Source organism: Lysinibacillus xylanilyticus (assembly GCF_001183605.1).
GTDB lineage: Bacteria > Bacillota > Bacilli > Bacillales_A > Planococcaceae > Lysinibacillus > Lysinibacillus xylanilyticus.
Window position 1 is genome coordinate 77,117 of record NZ_LFXJ01000010.1, and the last position, 17,189, is coordinate 94,305.

A 17,189-nucleotide genomic window follows, 5' to 3' on the forward strand; every position below is an offset into this window, starting at 1 on the left:
CCGGTAAAAAGGTGACCATCGCCGATAACCCAGTCAACACCTCCGATAACCCAGTCAACACCTCCGATAAACCCCACAAAAACAAAGTATTTTAGTTTTTCTCCTCAATCAATGAATTAGCAAGCAACATAAATTCAAGTGTAATTCGATTATGTCCCTTCATAAAATTTTCCCCTAAGAGACTTTCAAGCTTTTTTAAACGATGGTAGAGTGTTTGTCGTACGATGAACAGTTGGTTGGCTGTTTGTTGTTTGGAGCCATTCGTTTGTAAATATACCTGTAGAGTTTCTAATAGCTTACTGTTATATTTTTTGTCGTATTCAATAACAGGTTGCAAATAATCTTGAATCACTTCCTGTAAATTTACTTGCATCTGTAATTTATAGATGAGGTGATGTAGATGTAAATCATCGTAAAAATAAGAAGTTGTTTGTACTTTACTGCAAATATACAATGTTTCGAGTGCGGTTTGATAGCTCTTGGGTATTTCTTCTACGTCTGCAACGACTTTGCCAATGGCTACTTGATAACCTTGAACCATTTGTTTTTTATATAAATCGGTTTTTTGAAGGGAAGAAACTAACGTATTTAATAATTCGCGACTCGATTTGCTATCCTTTGTATGGAGTAAAATAAAAATGACATAGCTTTTTCTTTCAAATAAAAATGGTATAAATCCATTTTGCTCAAAAAGGTTTCGATAGTAGAGCTTACTATAGACAATATCCTCTTGCGTCCTAGAGGCTGCGTTAGGAGTTGCTAGAATAAAAACAGCTCCGCTAGAAAGTTTATAGCTAGAGTGATGGGTTACGATAAATTTATAAATTTCCTCTTTCGATAGTTTTTGATCTATCCAATCCGCTAAAATAGAGGCATCCTCAATGTCCCTTTTTTCTTCGATATAAAATTCTCTCATTAACAGCTGCGCTAGCGCAGTAGCCGTACGGTCTAAAATAAGTAATTCGAACTCTGAGAATAGACCATCCTCTCTATAGAGCGTTAAATCTGCATAATGCTGATCCAAAATAAAGATTGGTTCATTTTTAAATACTGGTGCTAATTTTTTCATCGTTAAAAGTAGTTGGCGCTTATGATGTGGCATGTTTGGAAAAAAGATAGGCTCTCGACCTTTAATAGAAAAGATAATTTGTGTCTTCAATTTATTATACATATTTTGTAAAACTTCTTCTGCGGTTTGCCCTAATAGAGCATTTTTATTTAATGTTTGAGAGTAGGATTCTAAAGTAGAGATCATTAAATATTGTTGATTCATAATTTGACTATGTAGATCCTGTGTAATACGGACAAAAGGAACAGTGTCATGAAAAACGATAATAGGGAAGCTGTGACGGTTAGCAAGAGCTACAATCACTTCTGGGATGGTTTGTATGGAAGTCCCATATTCAATGCATAATGCAGCACAATTTTTTTGGATTAAGGACTCTACAAAAAAGATAAAATCCTCTATGCTATGCTGAAGGCTTATCCCTGTTGTTAAAACCAATTCATCACCAGCTAGAAAATTATCTACTTGTATAATTTCAATGACATGAGCCCACTTTACTATTCGTAATAATCCATCCTCACCAGCTACGACCTCAGCACTTTGGAAGTATGTATTTTCTAATACATCCTTCAATTGAAGCTTAAATTGACTCATGTTTATCCTCCTCCCTTTTAACATATTTCAGCGGGTGTACAAACATCCGCTGAAATATGTTGCCTCCGGCGGATGTCACGGAAATCGGAAAGGAGTTCTTTGTGCAAGCACAAAGCCGATTCCGGACGCAATTATGTCGAGGCATAATTGATCAAAGACTATTTCCTTGTTTTCTTATTGATATAGTATTTCCGCTAAAATAAACTGAAATATCTTATTTTAAGAATCTTTAGTCTATTTTACAATATGTATAAAACAAATGTATAGAATTTTACAGTTTGTCTATTACTTCGTTTCTATGTAACATGTAAAATTTTTGTAAGCGGTAATCCAATCTATAAAAGAGGTGAACAGATATGGAGCAACAGACGCAATTACAGAGAGGGTTAAAGAAAAGGCATATGACGATGATCGCTATTGCAGGGGTTATCGGAGCTGGTCTATTTATGGGGAGTGGCTCAGTGATTAACTTAGCAGGCCCTGGAGCAATATTATCTTATATCTTTGCAGGTATTATCGTTATTCTTGTCATGCGAATGCTTGGAGAAATGGCAGCCGTCAATCCAACAAGTGGGTCATTTGCGCATTATGCACATGAAGCAATTGGTCCGTGGGCTGGTTTTATGATTGGTTGGTTATATTGGTTTTTCTGGGTTGTTGCAATTGCTTTAGAGGCAACGGCAGCAGCTGCGATTATTCAATATTGGTATGATGGAATTCCTTTATGGCTACTAAGTCTTATATTAACGGTAGCACTTACTTTAACAAATGTTCTTTCCGTAAAAGCTTTTGGTGAATTTGAATATTGGTTCTCTCTTATTAAGGTTACAAGTATTATAGTTTTCCTTGGTCTTGGTGCATTTATTATCTTTGGTATCGCACCTAATTTTGATGCTGTAGGTACTACCAATTTAATCGGTGAGGGTGGCTTTTTACCGAATGGTTTCGGTGCTGTCTTGATGGGGGTAGTCATTGTTATTTTCTCCTTTATGGGTACAGAGATTGTTGCCATTGCAGCAGGAGAATCTGACGAACCGTTGGCAGCAGTGACAAAGGCTACAAATTCAATTACTTGGCGTATTTTGATTTTCTACGTTGGATCAATAGCGGTAGTTGTCACATTATTACCTTGGCATTCCTCGGATATTTTAACAAGTCCCTATGTAGCAGTATTGGATTATATTGGCATTCCCGCAGCTGCGCAAATCATGAATTTTGTAGTTTTAACAGCTGTTTTATCGTGCTTAAACTCCGCGCTTTACGCTACATCTCGAATGGTATTTTCTTTAGCGGAGAAGGGGGAGGCCCCAAAAGCATTTTTGAAATTAAATAAAAAGGGAGCACCTGTTAATGCCATATTAACAGCGACATTCTTCTCTTATATTGCCGTTATTATGAACTATGTTTCACCAGATAAAGTATTTATGTTTTTACTTAGTTCATGTAGTGCAATCACGTTGATTCTTTACTTAATTATTGCTTTTTCACAATTAAAAATGCGACGGAAAATTGAGAAGGAAAATCCCGAGCTATTAAAAGTGAAAATGTGGTTATTCCCATATTTAACGTATTTCACAATATTGGCTACGACATCATTACTGATCGCTATGTTCTTTATTGAATCGATGCGTTCACAAATTTTATTTACATGTATTGTAGTTGCAGTCGTGATGATTTTCTATTTAGTTACACAAAGGAAAAAGTCGTCAAACTCAGTAGAGGATGCAAATTCTATTTTCCAAAAGGAAGAATTAGATTTTGAACAACAATAGATGAGGAGTGGGGAAATTATGACAGTTCAGCAAAAAGTGAAAACGCTATCACATTTTATCAATGGTGTTGAAACAGCAGGTACTAGTGGCCGTTACTCGGAAGTTTATAATCCAACAACAGGAGAGGTCATTGCGCAAGTTCCTTTAGCGACTAGAGATGAGGTGAAGCAGGCTATCCAGCAAGCGAAGGCAGCTTTCCCTTCATGGAAAAAGACATCGATTGGTAAACGGGTTGAGGTTTTGCACCGTTTCCGTCAGTTATTAGTTGAAAGACAAGATGAGCTCATCAAAATAATTTGTGAGGAAAGTGGGAAAACGAAGGAAGATGCTAAGGGCGAAATTGTTCGTGGCATTGAATCCGTAGATATGGCAATAAGTGCCCCGCAAATGCTGAAAGGGGAATACTCGGTTAATGTAGGTGGCGATATTAATGCCTTTTCTGCAAAAGCCCCGCTTGGAGTTGTAGCAACAATTGCTCCATTTAATTTCCCTGTCATGGTTCCATTGGCGATTACAAGTATGGCGGTTGCGGTTGGAAATGCAGTTATTTTAAAGCCGTCTGAGCGCGTACCAATCTCAGCCTTATATTTAAGTAACTTATGGAAAGAGGCAGGACTGCCAGATGGGATTTGGACAGTTGTCAATGGTGATAAAGAGGCAGTTAATGAACTGCTAGAAAATAAAGAGATACAAGCAATTTCATTTGTTGGATCAACGCCTGTTGCGGAGTATATTTACCAGACAGGGACGAAGCACAATAAGCGTGTTGCTGCATTTGGTGGTGGGAAGAACTTTATGATTGTCATGCCAGATGTAAACCTAGAGCAAACAGCTAATGCCTTTTTAGGTGCAGCCTATGGAGCAGCATCCCAGCGTTGTATGGCTATTTCAGGAGCGATTGTTGTTGGGAAAGATACTGAACAACGCTTTACAGAGGTATTGAAGGAGAAAATATTAAAATTAAAAGTTGGTCCATATACAGATGATGAGGTAGATTTTGGCCCAGTTATTACGCAACAATCAAAAGATACTATTCTTCGATATATCGAAGAGGCTATTGAGGAAGGGGCTAATCTTGTAACAGATGGTCGAAATCCGAAAGTATGTGAAACATCGAAAGGCTTCTATCTTGGTCCGACTTTGTTAAATAATGTGACTCCAGAGATGACTATTTTTAAAGAGGAGGTTTTTGGTCCTGCTCGTATTGTTGTAGGTGTTGAAACTTTACAAGAAGCTATTGATTTGATTAATGATCACGAACTTGGGAATGGTGTCACGATGTTTACGGGTAGCGGTTCGGCAGCGCGTAAATTCCAAGAAGAAATTGAAGTAGGCATGGTAGGCGTTAATGTTCCGATTCCGATTCCAGTTGGCTATCACAATTTTGGAGGATGGAAGCGATCTAAGTTTGGTGAAGGGCATATGTTTGGACCAGACCAAGCGCGATTCTTTACGAAAGCGAAAACGATTTCTGAACGCTGGCCAAATGAAACAGAGGATACAACAAGTTCATTTGCGTTTCCAAGTAATAACGATGTGAATAAGTAAAAAAACATAAAGGGGTGTATAGATATGGTTCAAGTAAATCTTAAAAGTGATATTTTAAAGAAAGATGAACAATATGTATGGCATTCAATGAAACCTTACAATCCACAAGCGACATATGTAGTAGAAAAATCAAATGGTGCAAGGATTGTTGATACAGATGGAGTTGAATACATCGATGCAATGGCAGGATTGTGGTGTGTAAATGTAGGCTATGGTCGTAAAGAATTAGCAGATGTTGCACATGAGCAGATGATGAAAAATGCATATGCTCCTTTATCGCAAGGACATTTACCAGCAGTTGAACTGGCTGAAAAGATTAATGAGATGCTTGGTGGAGACTATGTTATTTTCTTCTCTAATAGTGGGTCAGAGGCTAATGAAACTGCGTTTAAAATTGCACGTCAGTATCATCAACAAAAAGGGGAAAGCTCTCGCTATAAAATTATTTCTCGCTACCGTGCATATCACGGAAGTTCTTTTGGAGCATTGGCTGCGACAGGGCAAGCGGAAAGAAAATATAAATATGAACCACTATCTCCTGGTTTTATCCATGTAGCACCACCTGATCAATATCGGGAACATGAAAGTGATACACTTGCCCCAGCAGATTTAGCAAGCGTCAAGGCTGTAGATAAGACGATGACGTGGGAGCTAAGTGACACTATCGCCGCAATGATTTTAGAGCCAATTATTACAGGTGGGGGCGTCATCATGCCTCCGGAGAACTATTTAAGGGGTATTGAAGAAGTGTGTAAAAAACATGGAGCTTTAATGATTGTAGACGAAGTAATTTGTGGCTTTGGTCGAACAGGTAAGCCATTTGGATTTATGAACTACGGTGTAAAACCAGATATTATTACAATGGCAAAAGGAATTACAAGTGCCTATTTACCATTATCAGCTACAGCGGTAAAACGGGAAATTTATGAGGCTTTTACCGAGTCTGATGCATACGGTTATTTCCGTCATGTCAATACATTTGGTGGATCACCAGTTGCATGTGCGGTAGCATTGAAAAATATTGAGATTCTTCAGCAAGAAGCATTATTTGAAAGATCTAGTGAGGTTGGAGCTGCTACTCTGCAAGCACTTCAGCAAGCATTGAATAATCACCCGAACGTTGGGAATGTTCGAGGCAAAGGTTTATTAATTGGTATCGAGTTAGTGTCAGATAAAACGACGAAGGAGCCTTTACCATTAGATAAAGTAAATGCTGTTATTGCTGCATGTAAGGAGCAGGGTGTTATTATAGGTAAAAATGGTGCAACTGTTGCAGGCTTTAATAACGTATTAACATTATCTCCACCACTTAATATTGTACAAGAGGATCTTGATACAATCGTAAAGGTTGTCATTGATAGTATTCATAAAGTGAAGCTTTAACTAGTAGGTTTCATATTAAGGGTGAGTCTTGTACCTGATGCTTTGCTTTCGGTACATTACTGCCTATATAAATAAAGCTGTCTCAAAAGTTGTAGTAAAAACTTATGAGGCAGCTTTTTGATTGTCTTATAGCATAAGAAAGGCGAGGCGAACTATGAGTATGAACAAAACTACTCCTGTCAGGAATAATGATAATAAAATTCTCTTTTTAAAAATATTGTTCATACGAGCCTTCCTTCACCTACTCTTTTGTTGTTTTAAACATGTAGCCGCTATAAGAATTATAAATAATCATCACAATGCCCATTAACATGAAATTTGATATGAGGGAACTTCCGCCATAGCTTAAAAACGGCAATGTCATACCTGTTACAGGTAAAAGTCCAATTGTCATACCGACATTTTGTGTAATTTGGAAGGCTAATAAACTAGAAATACCTGCTCCCATCAGCGTCATAAATGGGTCCTTTGCTTCTACTGTAATGAGGACAATACGGTAAATAACCAAAAATAAAAGAGTAATGACGAATGCCGCTCCAATGAACCCGAGCTCTTCAGCAATGTTGGCAAAAATGAAATCTGTATGCTTTTCCACGACATAGACATTATTTTTCATGTAACCTTTTCCAGTAAACTGTCCTGAACCAATTGCCGAAAATCCCTGCCTTGTTTGAAAAGAGGAGTCCGGATATTCATGAGGCTGCAACCAGCCATGAATTCGAGAAATTTGATGCCCTGATAATTTATTTAAAATTTGATCTGTGAAAAAATCATTAAACTTTACATAAAGAATAACCACAACGCTGAGAATAGATACTGGAATGGCTGTAAAGGCTATAAGTAATTTCCTTTGTATACCTGAAAAGAAAATCATCGGAACAATCATCGACATATAAAGCATGACCATGCCCGTATCAGGTTGCTTGTAAACAGCAAGCGTAGGTGGAAGAGCGATAACAGCAATGATTAAGAGAAGTCGCATATCTGTTAAAAAGGTTGGGCGCACATATTTCTCTCGATGTTCAACAATGACCTTACTGACAACGATTAAAAACGCGAACTTTAAAAACTCTGACGGCTGAATAGATCCCAACACTGGGATTTGGTACCAACGCTTCGCCTCGTTTACAGTCCGAGCTATACTTTCGGGTGCAATAAATAAGCCAAATGTTAACAAGACCATCGCCCAATAAAATGGCCAGCCAACTTTTTTTAGCTGCTCAATATCAAGCGTTGCTACTCCATACATAATTAAAAATCCGATTAGGTAATAAAAAAACTGCTTTATAATAAACGAGCTTGCATACTGTTCAAACACCGTACTACTGGAATGGACAAAGAGACAACTAATAATACCGAGTAATGACAAGCTAATGACTAAACTTTTATCTAATTTATTGAACTGTAATTTATTAAACTGTAACATTCAAACACCTCCTTTTTTCTGTACTATTAATAGACAACGATAGGAAATGTAGAAGGTTGCGAGATAAATGATTATTATGATTATTATAATTTATAAACCCATTCTACTATTTTGTCGATTTTCCATTTGATGCTATATGAGTGGATTCGTAAGATTATCAAGATGACGTTTGATTGATTTATGTGCGTAAGCAAAGCAGTGTGAGGTTACGGGGAAAGTGAAGCTCTCATCATAATGTAGAGGGAATTTCCGAATTGAACTGGTATTCCAGGCATTTAGTGAGGACTAATATCACGTTACTCCGAGGGATATATGCGCCTATAATATTAGGAGTAATGGGATTAATTTCACAATTCTTCGTGCAATCTTTACAAAAACATAACACTGGCTTTATATCTTCATACTATCATTATTGGTAAGAGTTGGAGAAGGAGCCAAGAATGATGCATTTTTTTCGATACATAATGGTGAAGGACAAGTTACTTATACTGATGATCGTTTGTGTACTATCGAATGTATTGCTAGGTATTTTTAGTGTTGATTATTTGCGGAAAATGTCATGGCATGCAAGTGAAAGTTATACAGAAGGGCTTGTACCGATCGGATGGTTAAATGAACTAGAGGAATCACAAAGACAATTAGATTATTTAGTGGATTCAGCTGGAGCTTATCAAGAAATGACTGTCATTTTAAAAAACGCTGAGCAGCCTTTAAATCATTTAGAAAGTCTAGAAATCGATAAAAAGACGAACCATCAGATGAAGAAATTTAAGACCTTACTCGCACAGCAGGTAGAATTGATCGATAACTATAAGCAATTGAGCCAAAATGAACAACAACAATTTTATGCTCAGTCTTATTTACCTGTAAGTCAGCAAAGTCATTCATTATTAGAAGAAACTCAAAGCTATTTAGTTCAGAGGGCTAAGGAGCAGCAACAGGCATACCAGAATGATGTGCAGTTTGGGTATTGGTTATTAGGAGGAGTATGTTTTTTTGTTGTTTTGATAGTAATCTGTATAGGATTTATAGCAACAAAAGCTGTGAATATACCGACACGTCAATTGAAATCATTATTAAAGCGTGCAGAGCAGGGTGATTTCACAGCGAATGCCAGTTATGTGGCACAGGATGAGCTTGGCGAGGTAGTATTGTCTTACAATCAAATGGTAACTGAGGTGAAAAGACTACTTCATACAGTATCGAGTAGTGCACATGAGGTTGAAGAAATGACCGGAAAACTACAGGAATCCTCCGAGCAATCATCTAACACGATACGCAAAATTGCAAAGGATGTGCAGTCCATTTCACATTCAACTGCTGCTTCTACCCAAAAATTAGCTTCCAATACGGCATCTCTAGAGGAAGTACTAAATGGTGTGCAAGTAATTTTAGAAAAAGTACAGGTTGTTGAAAATTTTGCTCATAAAACTGCACGTGATGCAGAAAGTGGTACGGAAATAGTACAGGCAAATTTAACACAAATACAGGCTATTAAACATGCAGTTGAAAAATCAAATACAGCCATTTTTAATCTTGTAGAGAGAGCAGCTTCGATCGATCAAATGGTTGAAGTGATTGAAAAAATTACCGCGCAAACAAACCTCCTAGCCTTAAATGCATCTATTGAGGCTGCTAGAGCAGGGGAGCATGGCAAAGGATTTGCGGTAGTGGCTAATGAAGTTCGCAAGCTTGCGGAGCAAACGGTTCATTCAACGCAAACGATTACGTCGATTGTGCAAAATATTCATTTAGATTCTAGCTATGCTGTGCAAATGATGGAAGGTGTGTTAGTCGCAACTGAAAAGGGTGTGCAGGTTACAGGAGATACGGCAACAAACTTCGATCAAATTTTAGAAAAAGTACATACAATTAAACCATATATAATGGAAGTATCTGCAACCATTCAAGAAATAGCCAACCATACGAAAAAGGTTAGTGAAGATGCGGTAATGTTAACATCATTTTCTGATACGAATGCAGCATCCACTAAACATGTTGCTACTTTAACAGCCGATCAATTAACCGCACAGCAGCAATTCCATGATTATATTAAAGAGCTACATAAGGTATCAAAAGTTTTACAGGTAGCCGTAAAGCGTTTCTCAATTTAATAGGAAATAACGGACCTACTTTGTATACAAAGTAGGTTCTTTGTTCGACTAGTGTCGAACAAAAATTAATAACGCTCACAAATGTACTTTTGAGACGTACATATGTATTTTATTTATTTTGCTAGCACAATATTTTATAGGTCTCATATACTGATGATAAAGGATTTTACGTTCTGTTTTTAAAAATTAAAAATATTATGGTTGTATTTTTAATGCGAACAAATTATAATGAATTTCATCAGGAATGTTATTAAATCAATGTTTATTTATATATTATTGTACTTTCCAAAAGTACAATTGTTCACAGGTGGAGGTTTGGAGAAATGGAAAAGATAATGGTTACAGGAGCATTAGGTCAAATAGGTTCTGAGCTTGTAGAAAAACTTCGTAGTATTTATGGAGAGGACAATGTATTAGCAACAGATATCCGGAAGCTTGAGCATTCTAAAGGTCCATTTGAAGTATTGGACGTGACGGATGGACAAAGAATGCATGATTTAGCGAAGGATTTTGGTGCAGATACAATGATGCATTTAGCGGCATTATTATCGGCAACAGCAGAAAAAAACCCTTTGCTAGCGTGGAATTTAAATATGGGTGGTTTAATGAATGCGTTGGAGGTTTCGCGTGAGTTAAGCTTGCAATTTTTTACGCCAAGCTCAATAGGCGCATTCGGTCCATCGACACCGAAGGATAATACGCCACAGGATACATTACAGCGTCCAACAACAATGTATGGGGTAAATAAAGTTGCTGGTGAGCTGTTATGTGATTATTATTTCAATCGTTTTGGTGTAGATACTCGCGGTGTACGCTTCCCAGGGTTAATTTCATACGTAACTCCTCCAGGAGGTGGTACGACAGACTATGCAGTAGAGATCTTCTATGAGGCGATCAAGCAAGGGAAGTACACATCTTATATTCAAGAAGGTACGTACATGGACATGATGTACATGCCAGATGCATTGCAAGCTATTGTCGATTTAATGGAAGCAGATAGTAGCAAACTAATACATCGCAATGCCTTTAATATCACTGCAATGAGCTTCGAGCCATCTGAAATTGCTGAGGAAATTAAAAAGCATTTGCCACATTTCCGTATGGATTATAATGTAGATCCAGTACGTCAAGCGATAGCAGATAGCTGGCCAAATTCTATAAATATAGAAGCGGCACAAAAAGAATGGGGCTTTAAAGCACAATATGATCTAGCAAAAATGACAGTTGATATGCTTGATAAATTAAAAATCAAACTACAAACAAAAGCCTGTTCATAAATAATAAATCCCAAAAGCGGACGAAGAATTTAGTTTTCTTCGTCCGCTTTTAGTGTTGGAAAACTAAAGAGTTTTGGAGATGTTTTTAAATACCAGTATGACCCTTCGGCAAGACGTGGTGTTGATTTCCGTTCCGGCTAGGCGCTTTGTAGCTGTCGCTTCTACTTCACCGTTGTGTAGGGTATAACTGAGTTGTTTTCTGACACCGTAGTTAATTGTTCAAGGGTTTTCCATTCAACAATTTTTTCATATTCTTTTCCGTTGATACTAAAACTAATTTTTATTCTTCGTTCACTGTCTTCATTTACCTCTTCTCCTAATACTAATTTAAGCGCAATTTTACCATCATCATCTATTTCTAAATCCTTTATATTTTTCAATTCTCCAACATCTGACTCACCGTATATCCCTGATGACTTTAATGGGTCTGCACCAAAGAATTCATATTTTATACCATCTTCCTCGTATGTAATAGGCTTTTCGTCTTTTTTTATTAACTTTATAGATTCTATTGTTACATGTGATTTTCCTGACCAATTAATTGGAACAACCAAATAATAAGTTTCTTCCTTCCAATCAGCGCCAAAGTTACCTAAAAGAAACTCACCATTTACAGCCTTGTCCTGCTCGTTACAACCTACTACTGAAACCAAACAAAATAAGACACTAAAATATAATAGAAATTTTTTCATATAAACACTCCTTTAATAAATATTTTACTAATAAAATAATATTATTGTACGACCAAAGGAAAAAATGTGAGAACTAGAATCGGTTTTCGATAACAAGCTTAACCATCTATCTGCTGGAATGCGGTATTTTACCAGATGATGTGGTATTTTTAGATGAAATTCCAAAAACATCAGTTGGAAAGTTCCTGAAGGCTAAGCTAAGAGATAATGTGGCAGAAATTTATCCGGAATTAGGTTCATTCGTATAGATAAAAGAGCGATTTCCACAAAGGGAAGTCGCTCTTTCATTTTATTTATTTAACATTTGAAATACTTGTTCTACGTCTTTGTCTCCACGGCCAGAGATATTGATAATAATGCTCTCTTCCGGAGATAATGTTGGCGCAAGCTTTAGTGCATGAGAAACTGCGTGAGAGCTCTCAAGTGCAGGGATAATTCCTTCAACCTTTGACAGCACTTGGAATGCTTCAAGCACCTCTTCATTCGTCACCGTTACGTATTCTCCACGACCAATCGTTTTTAAATAGCTATGTTCTGGACCAGCTCCAGGATAATCAAGCCCAGCAGCAATCGAATATGTTGGTAGCGGATTGCCTTTTGAATCTTGCAGTACTAAACATTTGAAGCCGTGTAATTCACCTGGTGTTCCTTCATTTAATGTTGCTGCCTTATCTGGTTCAATACCGATGAGGCGAACATCTTCATCTGCAATATACTCTGCGAATGCACCGATCGCATTACTACCGCCACCGACACAAGCTAGTACTGCTGCTGGTAGCTTGCCTTCTTTTTCTAGAATTTGTTCGCGACTTTCACGGCTAATGACCGATTGGAAATGCTTGACCATTGAAGGGAATGGATGAGGTCCAACAGCAGAACCTAGTAAATAGAAAGTCGTCTCATAATTTTCAACTAAATCAGCAAATGCTTCATCTACTGCATCCTTTAGTCGCCCTTGACCTTTATCAACAGCTACTACTTTTGCACCAAGAAGTTCCATACGGAAGACGTTTAATGCTTGACGTTTCGTATCCTCTAAACCCATATAAATTGTGCAATCTATCCCGAACATTGCACAAGCAGTTGCTGTTGCTACACCATGCTGACCTGCACCTGTTTCGGCGATCACACGTTTAGCACCCATGCGCTTTGCTAATAAAATCTGTCCAAGAACGTTATTAATTTTATGTGAACCTGTATGGTTAAGATCTTCACGCTTTAAATAAACTTTTGCGCCACCTAATTGTTTTGTTAAATTTTCTGCAAAATAAAGTGGGGATTTGCGCCCAATATATTCATGGGAATAATAATCTAGCTCTTTATTAAAGTCTTCATCGTCTTTATATTTTTGGAAGTTTTCATCTAAAATATTTAATACATTTTGAAGCTCATCAGGAACAAAGCTACCGCCAAATTCACCAAAATATCCTTTTTTCTCTACTACTATACTCATCTTCTCTCGACTCCTCTTATCTAATTTTTCCATAAAAAAAAGCCACTACAATCCTTCTGTAAAAAGGACGAGTAACCGTGGTGCCACCTTAATTCGCAAAAAAATGCGCTCTTTCGTACTCCGGTAACGGGGAGTAAATTCGTCCTCATATTTGATGAGGCTGCTCCAAAGCCCATTCACAAGTATGTACTACTGATTTGCACCAACCATCAGCTCTCTTTAAGTACTATCGCTTGCTACTATTCTTTTTCCAAGCATTTATTGAAAAGAATTGTAAAGTATTTTCAGAATAGTGTCAAGGTAATAGTGCCTAGAAAATAAAAAAGACGAATCTAATAAGATCCGTCTGGTAAATTAAATTAAATTTTTGAAGTTTAAGCGTTTATTCAATAAATACATAATCGGTGCACCGACCGCTAAGACAACAAATTCACCTGCAGCAACAGTCAACCATGTCCAGAAGAATGGTAATTCTAATGCTAAGTTCAATTCAAATGCAATGATAAACATAGTGCATGTAAATAAAAATGTATTGATGACTAAACGTGCCCAAATATTTTTAACAAATTTACAAATAAGAATGAGTAACCCAAGGGTAATCATCGAATGGCCTACACCGAAAACTAAATCGTAGATGCCGAGTGGTGAAAATAGATTAGAGATAAATACACCAATAATGATCCCTACGGCAAAGCGTGGATTAAAGGTAACTAGATGATTAAACATTTCCGATAGACGGAACTGCACCTCTGTAAAGCCAAATGGCGCGACTAACAATGTAACAGCAATGTAGAGCGCTGCAATAATGCCGCTCGTTGCTAAAAATTTTATTTTCATATTCATTTCTCCTTAGTTTTTTTACGTGGGATGGTTACGAACCACGTGAAGCAAATGCAATCATATCAATGTTCATGCTTATTTGTAAATAGCGATGAGCAAAAAAAACGCAGAAATACATAGTGTTAACGGTAATATTTAGCTTTTGTTCGTTGCTCATTAATTAGATATGTGTGTGTAACCAGGATTTAAATTTTGAAACCATAAGAAGGGGGCTTGTACACATGCTTCTTTGCAGGTGGAATGGATGAGAAGCAACAACTAAAGGGGAGTCCGGTCATATCAAAAAAGAACTGTTATAAGCAGTTCTTTTAAAGTGAACATTCAATAGTTTTTTAATAGTCTAAAAGCTTGAGCAAATTTTTGCGCAAAAATTAATGGGGGCTCTATTGATTGAAAGTGAACGTATAAAATAGCGGGGTCCGAATATATCCAGTGATTATGAACAGCACTAATAATCAAATTATTTTCAGCAAGTACCTTAACAAATGGGGATAATTCCTCTTCTAGTACTACAACCTCACCTAAGTTAAGTGCATTTCCATATATATCGAGCGATTCGAATGTTATCCCAGCATGAAGTGCACTACGACTTGGGCGACCTTGAATCATAACATTAAGATTTCGATTAAGTCTTACTGAGCATACGCCATGTTCCATAGAAGCTTTTCCGTTTGCAATCTGAGCAAATTTTGTACACATATCTTGAAAGCTTTGCATTTAGACACCTCTATTATTAAACTTCTTTCGGCAATTATTTTCTGTAGCGAAAGCAAAGCGACAACTACAAACAAGCCGAGACATAGTTGATTATTTATAATGAGGATGCCTTGAAGAGAAAGTAATAAGGGTTTTTTATTTGAAACTAATCCTCACATAACATTTTTAATTTCTTCTATTTCAACAATTAAATCGTCTAGTTGCTTTTTAAATTCATCCGTATATTCTAGTTCTTCATCTAATTCTTTTGTATATTCTAAGGCATTTAAGGCAAAATCTAGAGCAAATTCGAATAGACTATCACAAAGATTAGAAATGATTGTGTCAATATCTCCTGTTTTTGCATTTTGCTTCTCTTTTGAATAAGAAGGTTGATGATTTAAATCCCTTTCATCATTATTCATGGTATTCCTCCTTTTTGGGAACAGCACTGTCTCATTTGCATCATATGCATTAAATACAAAAAAGGAGACTAAAAACATAAAGGGAATAATACGAGCTGATAATTCTAAAATACTCGCAGGTTGTCTGTATTCAGCCATTCAAGGTGTTGCTCAAACGCACGTATGCTTCCCAGATATCCTGTTACCTCAAAGTAGTTGGTTATTAGAGATCTTGAAGAAGTAAAAGCAAATACTGTTATGAAGGCCTGACATTTCTTATGGGGAATGTCAGGTTTTTGGAGTTTTACATAAATTACTTAAAAAATCAAATGACAGAAAAATAACTTCGTGAAATTGTCAAAAAAATTTTTGTTATGTTAAAAAAAGAAATCAATTTTAAAAACAGCGTAGTTTAGCGGTTTAAAGCGACAAATTGATTGAAAAGATAAAATGTTTCACAGGATCTAAAAGTCAGAACATTCATAATGTTGTTGACGAACCTTAATAATAACGATAATATAGCGATACATTCACACTTTGTTTGGATAAAGTGTGATAAATATCAGAGATAATAGTCGGGGGGATTATTTGTGAAAAGCAATCTGAAAAAGCTTTCGTTCCTGTTATTTGGGTTAGTTTTAATGCTTGCTGCTTGTGGTAGCGGTGGTTCTAGTTCATCAGATTCGAAAGGGAACGAAAAGAATAATGCAAGTGAGGGCAGCAATGCAGATGACAAAACATATAAGATCGGGATTACTCAAATAGTTGAGCATCCATCTTTAAATGCTGCAACGGATGGCTTTAAAAAAGCAATTGAAGATTCAGGATTAAAAGTTGAGTACGATCCACAAATAGCACAAGGAGATAACAGCCTTAACACGACGATTGCAAACAATCTAGTAAGTGCCAACGTAGATTTAATCTTTGCTAACTCTACGCCATCTGCACAAGCAGCGGCGACAGCTACTAGTGATATTCCAATCGTCTTCACTTCTGTAACGGATGCTGTTGGCGCAGAGCTCATTGAATCTATGGAGAAGCCAGGGAAAAATGTAACAGGAACAATCGATTTACATCCTGATACTATTTCGAAAACAGTAGCATTCTTAAAGGAATTAGGTGCGAAAAAAGTGGGTATGGTTTACAACGCTGGTGAGCAAAACTCAGTAGCACAAGTAAAAGAAGTGAAAAAAGTTATGGGTGAGCAAGGCCTAACAGTAGTTGAGGCATCTGCGGCAACTTCTGCGGAAGTAAAACAAGCTGCTGAATCATTAATCGGTAAAGCAGATGCATTCTATATCATTACTGATAATACAGTAGTTTCGGCTCTTGAGTCTGTAATTGATGTAGCAAATTCTAATAAACTACCACTAGTTGTAGGAGAGCTTGATTCTGTTGCGCGTGGTGGCTTAGCTGCATATGGTTTTGAATATTATGACATCGGTTATGAAGCGGGGCAAATGGCTGTGAAGATTCTAAAAGGTGAAGCAACACCTGCTGATATACCGGCTCAATACCCACAAAAGCTAAAACTATTAATTAATAAAAAAGTAGCGGATGATTTAGGAATCGAAATTAAAGATTCTTGGGGTGCAGAGCTGTTAGAAAAGTAATGACCTGACATGATCATCTTATGGAGCGAAGCGGGGGAGAAGTAAAACTGCCTCCGCTTTATCTACTTTTAAGTGTTTTGTGTTGGTAGAGGATTTATGTGAATTCCTATTAAATCTTGCTCATTATCATAAAGTAAGGGTTGATTTCCGTTCCGACGGGGCGCTTTGTAGCTGTCGCTTTGCTTTCGCTACAGAAAACATTTGTTGCTGTCGCTTCGCTTTCGCACAGATAAAACATTTGCCGCTGACGCTTCGCTTTCGCGCAGAGCAGAGCTTCCTGGGGGCGTCCGATGAGCCGCTTGGGCCAACAG

The 17,189-nt window shown here is 37.1% G+C and carries 13 protein-coding genes, 1 riboswitch and 1 other annotated feature; of the genes, 6 read left to right on the plus strand and 7 right to left on the minus strand.

The window, feature by feature from the left end:
* Window positions 1-91: 91 nt before the first annotated feature.
* The gene (locus tag ACZ11_RS18025) at window positions 92-1,660 is read right to left on the minus strand and encodes a PucR family transcriptional regulator (protein ID WP_049667928.1); all 1,569 of its coding nucleotides are present in this window, start codon (window positions 1,658-1,660) and stop codon (window positions 92-94) included.
* 356 nt (window positions 1,661-2,016) lie between these two features.
* Between ACZ11_RS18025 and ACZ11_RS18030 the strand changes: the two genes are divergently transcribed.
* Genes ACZ11_RS18030 through ACZ11_RS18040 form a run of 3 tightly spaced genes read left to right on the plus strand, consistent with a single transcriptional unit; the run spans window position 2,017 to window position 6,363 of the window.
* Window positions 2,017-3,432: an amino acid permease gene (locus ACZ11_RS18030; RefSeq protein WP_049667929.1), complete on the plus strand. Its 1,416-nt coding sequence runs from the start codon at window positions 2,017-2,019 to the stop codon at window positions 3,430-3,432.
* A gap of 18 nt (window positions 3,433-3,450) precedes the next feature.
* Window positions 3,451-4,980, plus strand: a complete 1,530-nt coding sequence (locus tag ACZ11_RS18035; RefSeq protein WP_049667930.1) for a CoA-acylating methylmalonate-semialdehyde dehydrogenase — start codon at window positions 3,451-3,453, stop codon at window positions 4,978-4,980.
* 24 nt (window positions 4,981-5,004) lie between these two features.
* A complete protein-coding gene (locus ACZ11_RS18040; RefSeq protein ID WP_049667931.1) occupies window positions 5,005-6,363 on the plus strand; it encodes an aspartate aminotransferase family protein in 1,359 nt (452 codons plus the stop codon).
* Window positions 6,364-6,604: 241 nt separating this feature from the next.
* On the opposite strand, the gene ACZ11_RS18045 is transcribed toward ACZ11_RS18040, so the two are convergent.
* Window positions 6,605-7,789: an FtsW/RodA/SpoVE family cell cycle protein gene (locus ACZ11_RS18045; protein ID WP_049667932.1), complete on the minus strand. Its 1,185-nt coding sequence runs from the start codon at window positions 7,787-7,789 to the stop codon at window positions 6,605-6,607.
* Window positions 7,790-8,229: 440 nt separating this feature from the next.
* Between ACZ11_RS18045 and ACZ11_RS18050 the strand changes: the two genes are divergently transcribed.
* Complete coding sequence (locus ACZ11_RS18050) at window positions 8,230-9,903, plus strand: methyl-accepting chemotaxis protein (protein ID WP_236690904.1); 1,674 nt, start codon at window positions 8,230-8,232, stop codon at window positions 9,901-9,903.
* A 323-nt stretch (window positions 9,904-10,226) separates the two neighbouring features.
* A complete protein-coding gene (locus ACZ11_RS18055) occupies window positions 10,227-11,180 on the plus strand; it encodes an L-threonine 3-dehydrogenase (protein WP_049667933.1) in 954 nt (317 codons plus the stop codon).
* A 161-nt stretch (window positions 11,181-11,341) separates the two neighbouring features.
* On the opposite strand, the gene ACZ11_RS18060 is transcribed toward ACZ11_RS18055, so the two are convergent.
* The 5 genes from ACZ11_RS18060 to ACZ11_RS26425 all read right to left on the minus strand — a co-directional run bounded on the left by ACZ11_RS18060 (window position 11,342) and on the right by ACZ11_RS26425 (window position 15,286).
* The gene (locus tag ACZ11_RS18060; RefSeq protein WP_049667934.1) at window positions 11,342-11,872 is read right to left on the minus strand and encodes a hypothetical protein; all 531 of its coding nucleotides are present in this window, start codon (window positions 11,870-11,872) and stop codon (window positions 11,342-11,344) included.
* A 289-nt stretch (window positions 11,873-12,161) separates the two neighbouring features.
* A complete protein-coding gene (gene trpB / locus ACZ11_RS18065) occupies window positions 12,162-13,325 on the minus strand; it encodes a tryptophan synthase subunit beta (RefSeq protein ID WP_049667935.1) in 1,164 nt (387 codons plus the stop codon).
* Between the two features lie 60 nt (window positions 13,326-13,385).
* Window positions 13,386-13,587, minus strand: a binding site (T-box leader).
* Window positions 13,588-13,679: 92 nt separating this feature from the next.
* Entirely contained in the window at window positions 13,680-14,162 is a 483-nt protein-coding gene (locus ACZ11_RS18070; protein ID WP_049667936.1) for a QueT transporter family protein, read from the minus strand.
* Window positions 14,163-14,168: 6 nt separating this feature from the next.
* Window positions 14,169-14,213: riboswitch (PreQ1 riboswitch) on the minus strand.
* Window positions 14,214-14,486: 273 nt separating this feature from the next.
* Window positions 14,487-14,882 (minus strand): DUF1259 domain-containing protein, encoded by a 396-nt coding sequence (locus ACZ11_RS18075; protein ID WP_049667937.1) that lies wholly within the window; start codon window positions 14,880-14,882, stop codon window positions 14,487-14,489.
* Between the two features lie 152 nt (window positions 14,883-15,034).
* A complete protein-coding gene (locus tag ACZ11_RS26425) occupies window positions 15,035-15,286 on the minus strand; it encodes a hypothetical protein (protein ID WP_049667938.1) in 252 nt (83 codons plus the stop codon).
* A 569-nt stretch (window positions 15,287-15,855) separates the two neighbouring features.
* Between ACZ11_RS26425 and ACZ11_RS18090 the strand changes: the two genes are divergently transcribed.
* Window positions 15,856-16,878: an ABC transporter substrate-binding protein gene (locus ACZ11_RS18090; protein WP_049667940.1), complete on the plus strand. Its 1,023-nt coding sequence runs from the start codon at window positions 15,856-15,858 to the stop codon at window positions 16,876-16,878.
* Window positions 16,879-17,189 lie beyond the last annotated feature (311 nt).

Coding starts and splice junctions, on each gene's coding strand:
- ACZ11_RS18025 (WP_049667928.1), bottom strand. CDS start 1,660: ATGAGTCAATTTAAGCTTCAATTGAAGGATGTATTAGAAAATACATAC.
- ACZ11_RS18030 (WP_049667929.1), top strand. CDS start 2,017: ATGGAGCAACAGACGCAATTACAGAGAGGGTTAAAGAAAAGGCATATG.
- ACZ11_RS18035 (WP_049667930.1), top strand. CDS start 3,451: ATGACAGTTCAGCAAAAAGTGAAAACGCTATCACATTTTATCAATGGT.
- ACZ11_RS18040 (WP_049667931.1), top strand. CDS start 5,005: ATGGTTCAAGTAAATCTTAAAAGTGATATTTTAAAGAAAGATGAACAA.
- ACZ11_RS18045 (WP_049667932.1), bottom strand. CDS start 7,789: ATGTTACAGTTTAATAAATTACAGTTCAATAAATTAGATAAAAGTTTA.
- ACZ11_RS18050 (WP_236690904.1), top strand. CDS start 8,230: ATGATGCATTTTTTTCGATACATAATGGTGAAGGACAAGTTACTTATA.
- ACZ11_RS18055 (WP_049667933.1), top strand. CDS start 10,227: ATGGAAAAGATAATGGTTACAGGAGCATTAGGTCAAATAGGTTCTGAG.
- ACZ11_RS18060 (WP_049667934.1), bottom strand. CDS start 11,872: ATGAAAAAATTTCTATTATATTTTAGTGTCTTATTTTGTTTGGTTTCA.
- trpB (WP_049667935.1), bottom strand. CDS start 13,325: ATGAGTATAGTAGTAGAGAAAAAAGGATATTTTGGTGAATTTGGCGGT.
- ACZ11_RS18070 (WP_049667936.1), bottom strand. CDS start 14,162: ATGAAAATAAAATTTTTAGCAACGAGCGGCATTATTGCAGCGCTCTAC.
- ACZ11_RS18075 (WP_049667937.1), bottom strand. CDS start 14,882: ATGCAAAGCTTTCAAGATATGTGTACAAAATTTGCTCAGATTGCAAAC.
- ACZ11_RS26425 (WP_049667938.1), bottom strand. CDS start 15,286: ATGAATAATGATGAAAGGGATTTAAATCATCAACCTTCTTATTCAAAA.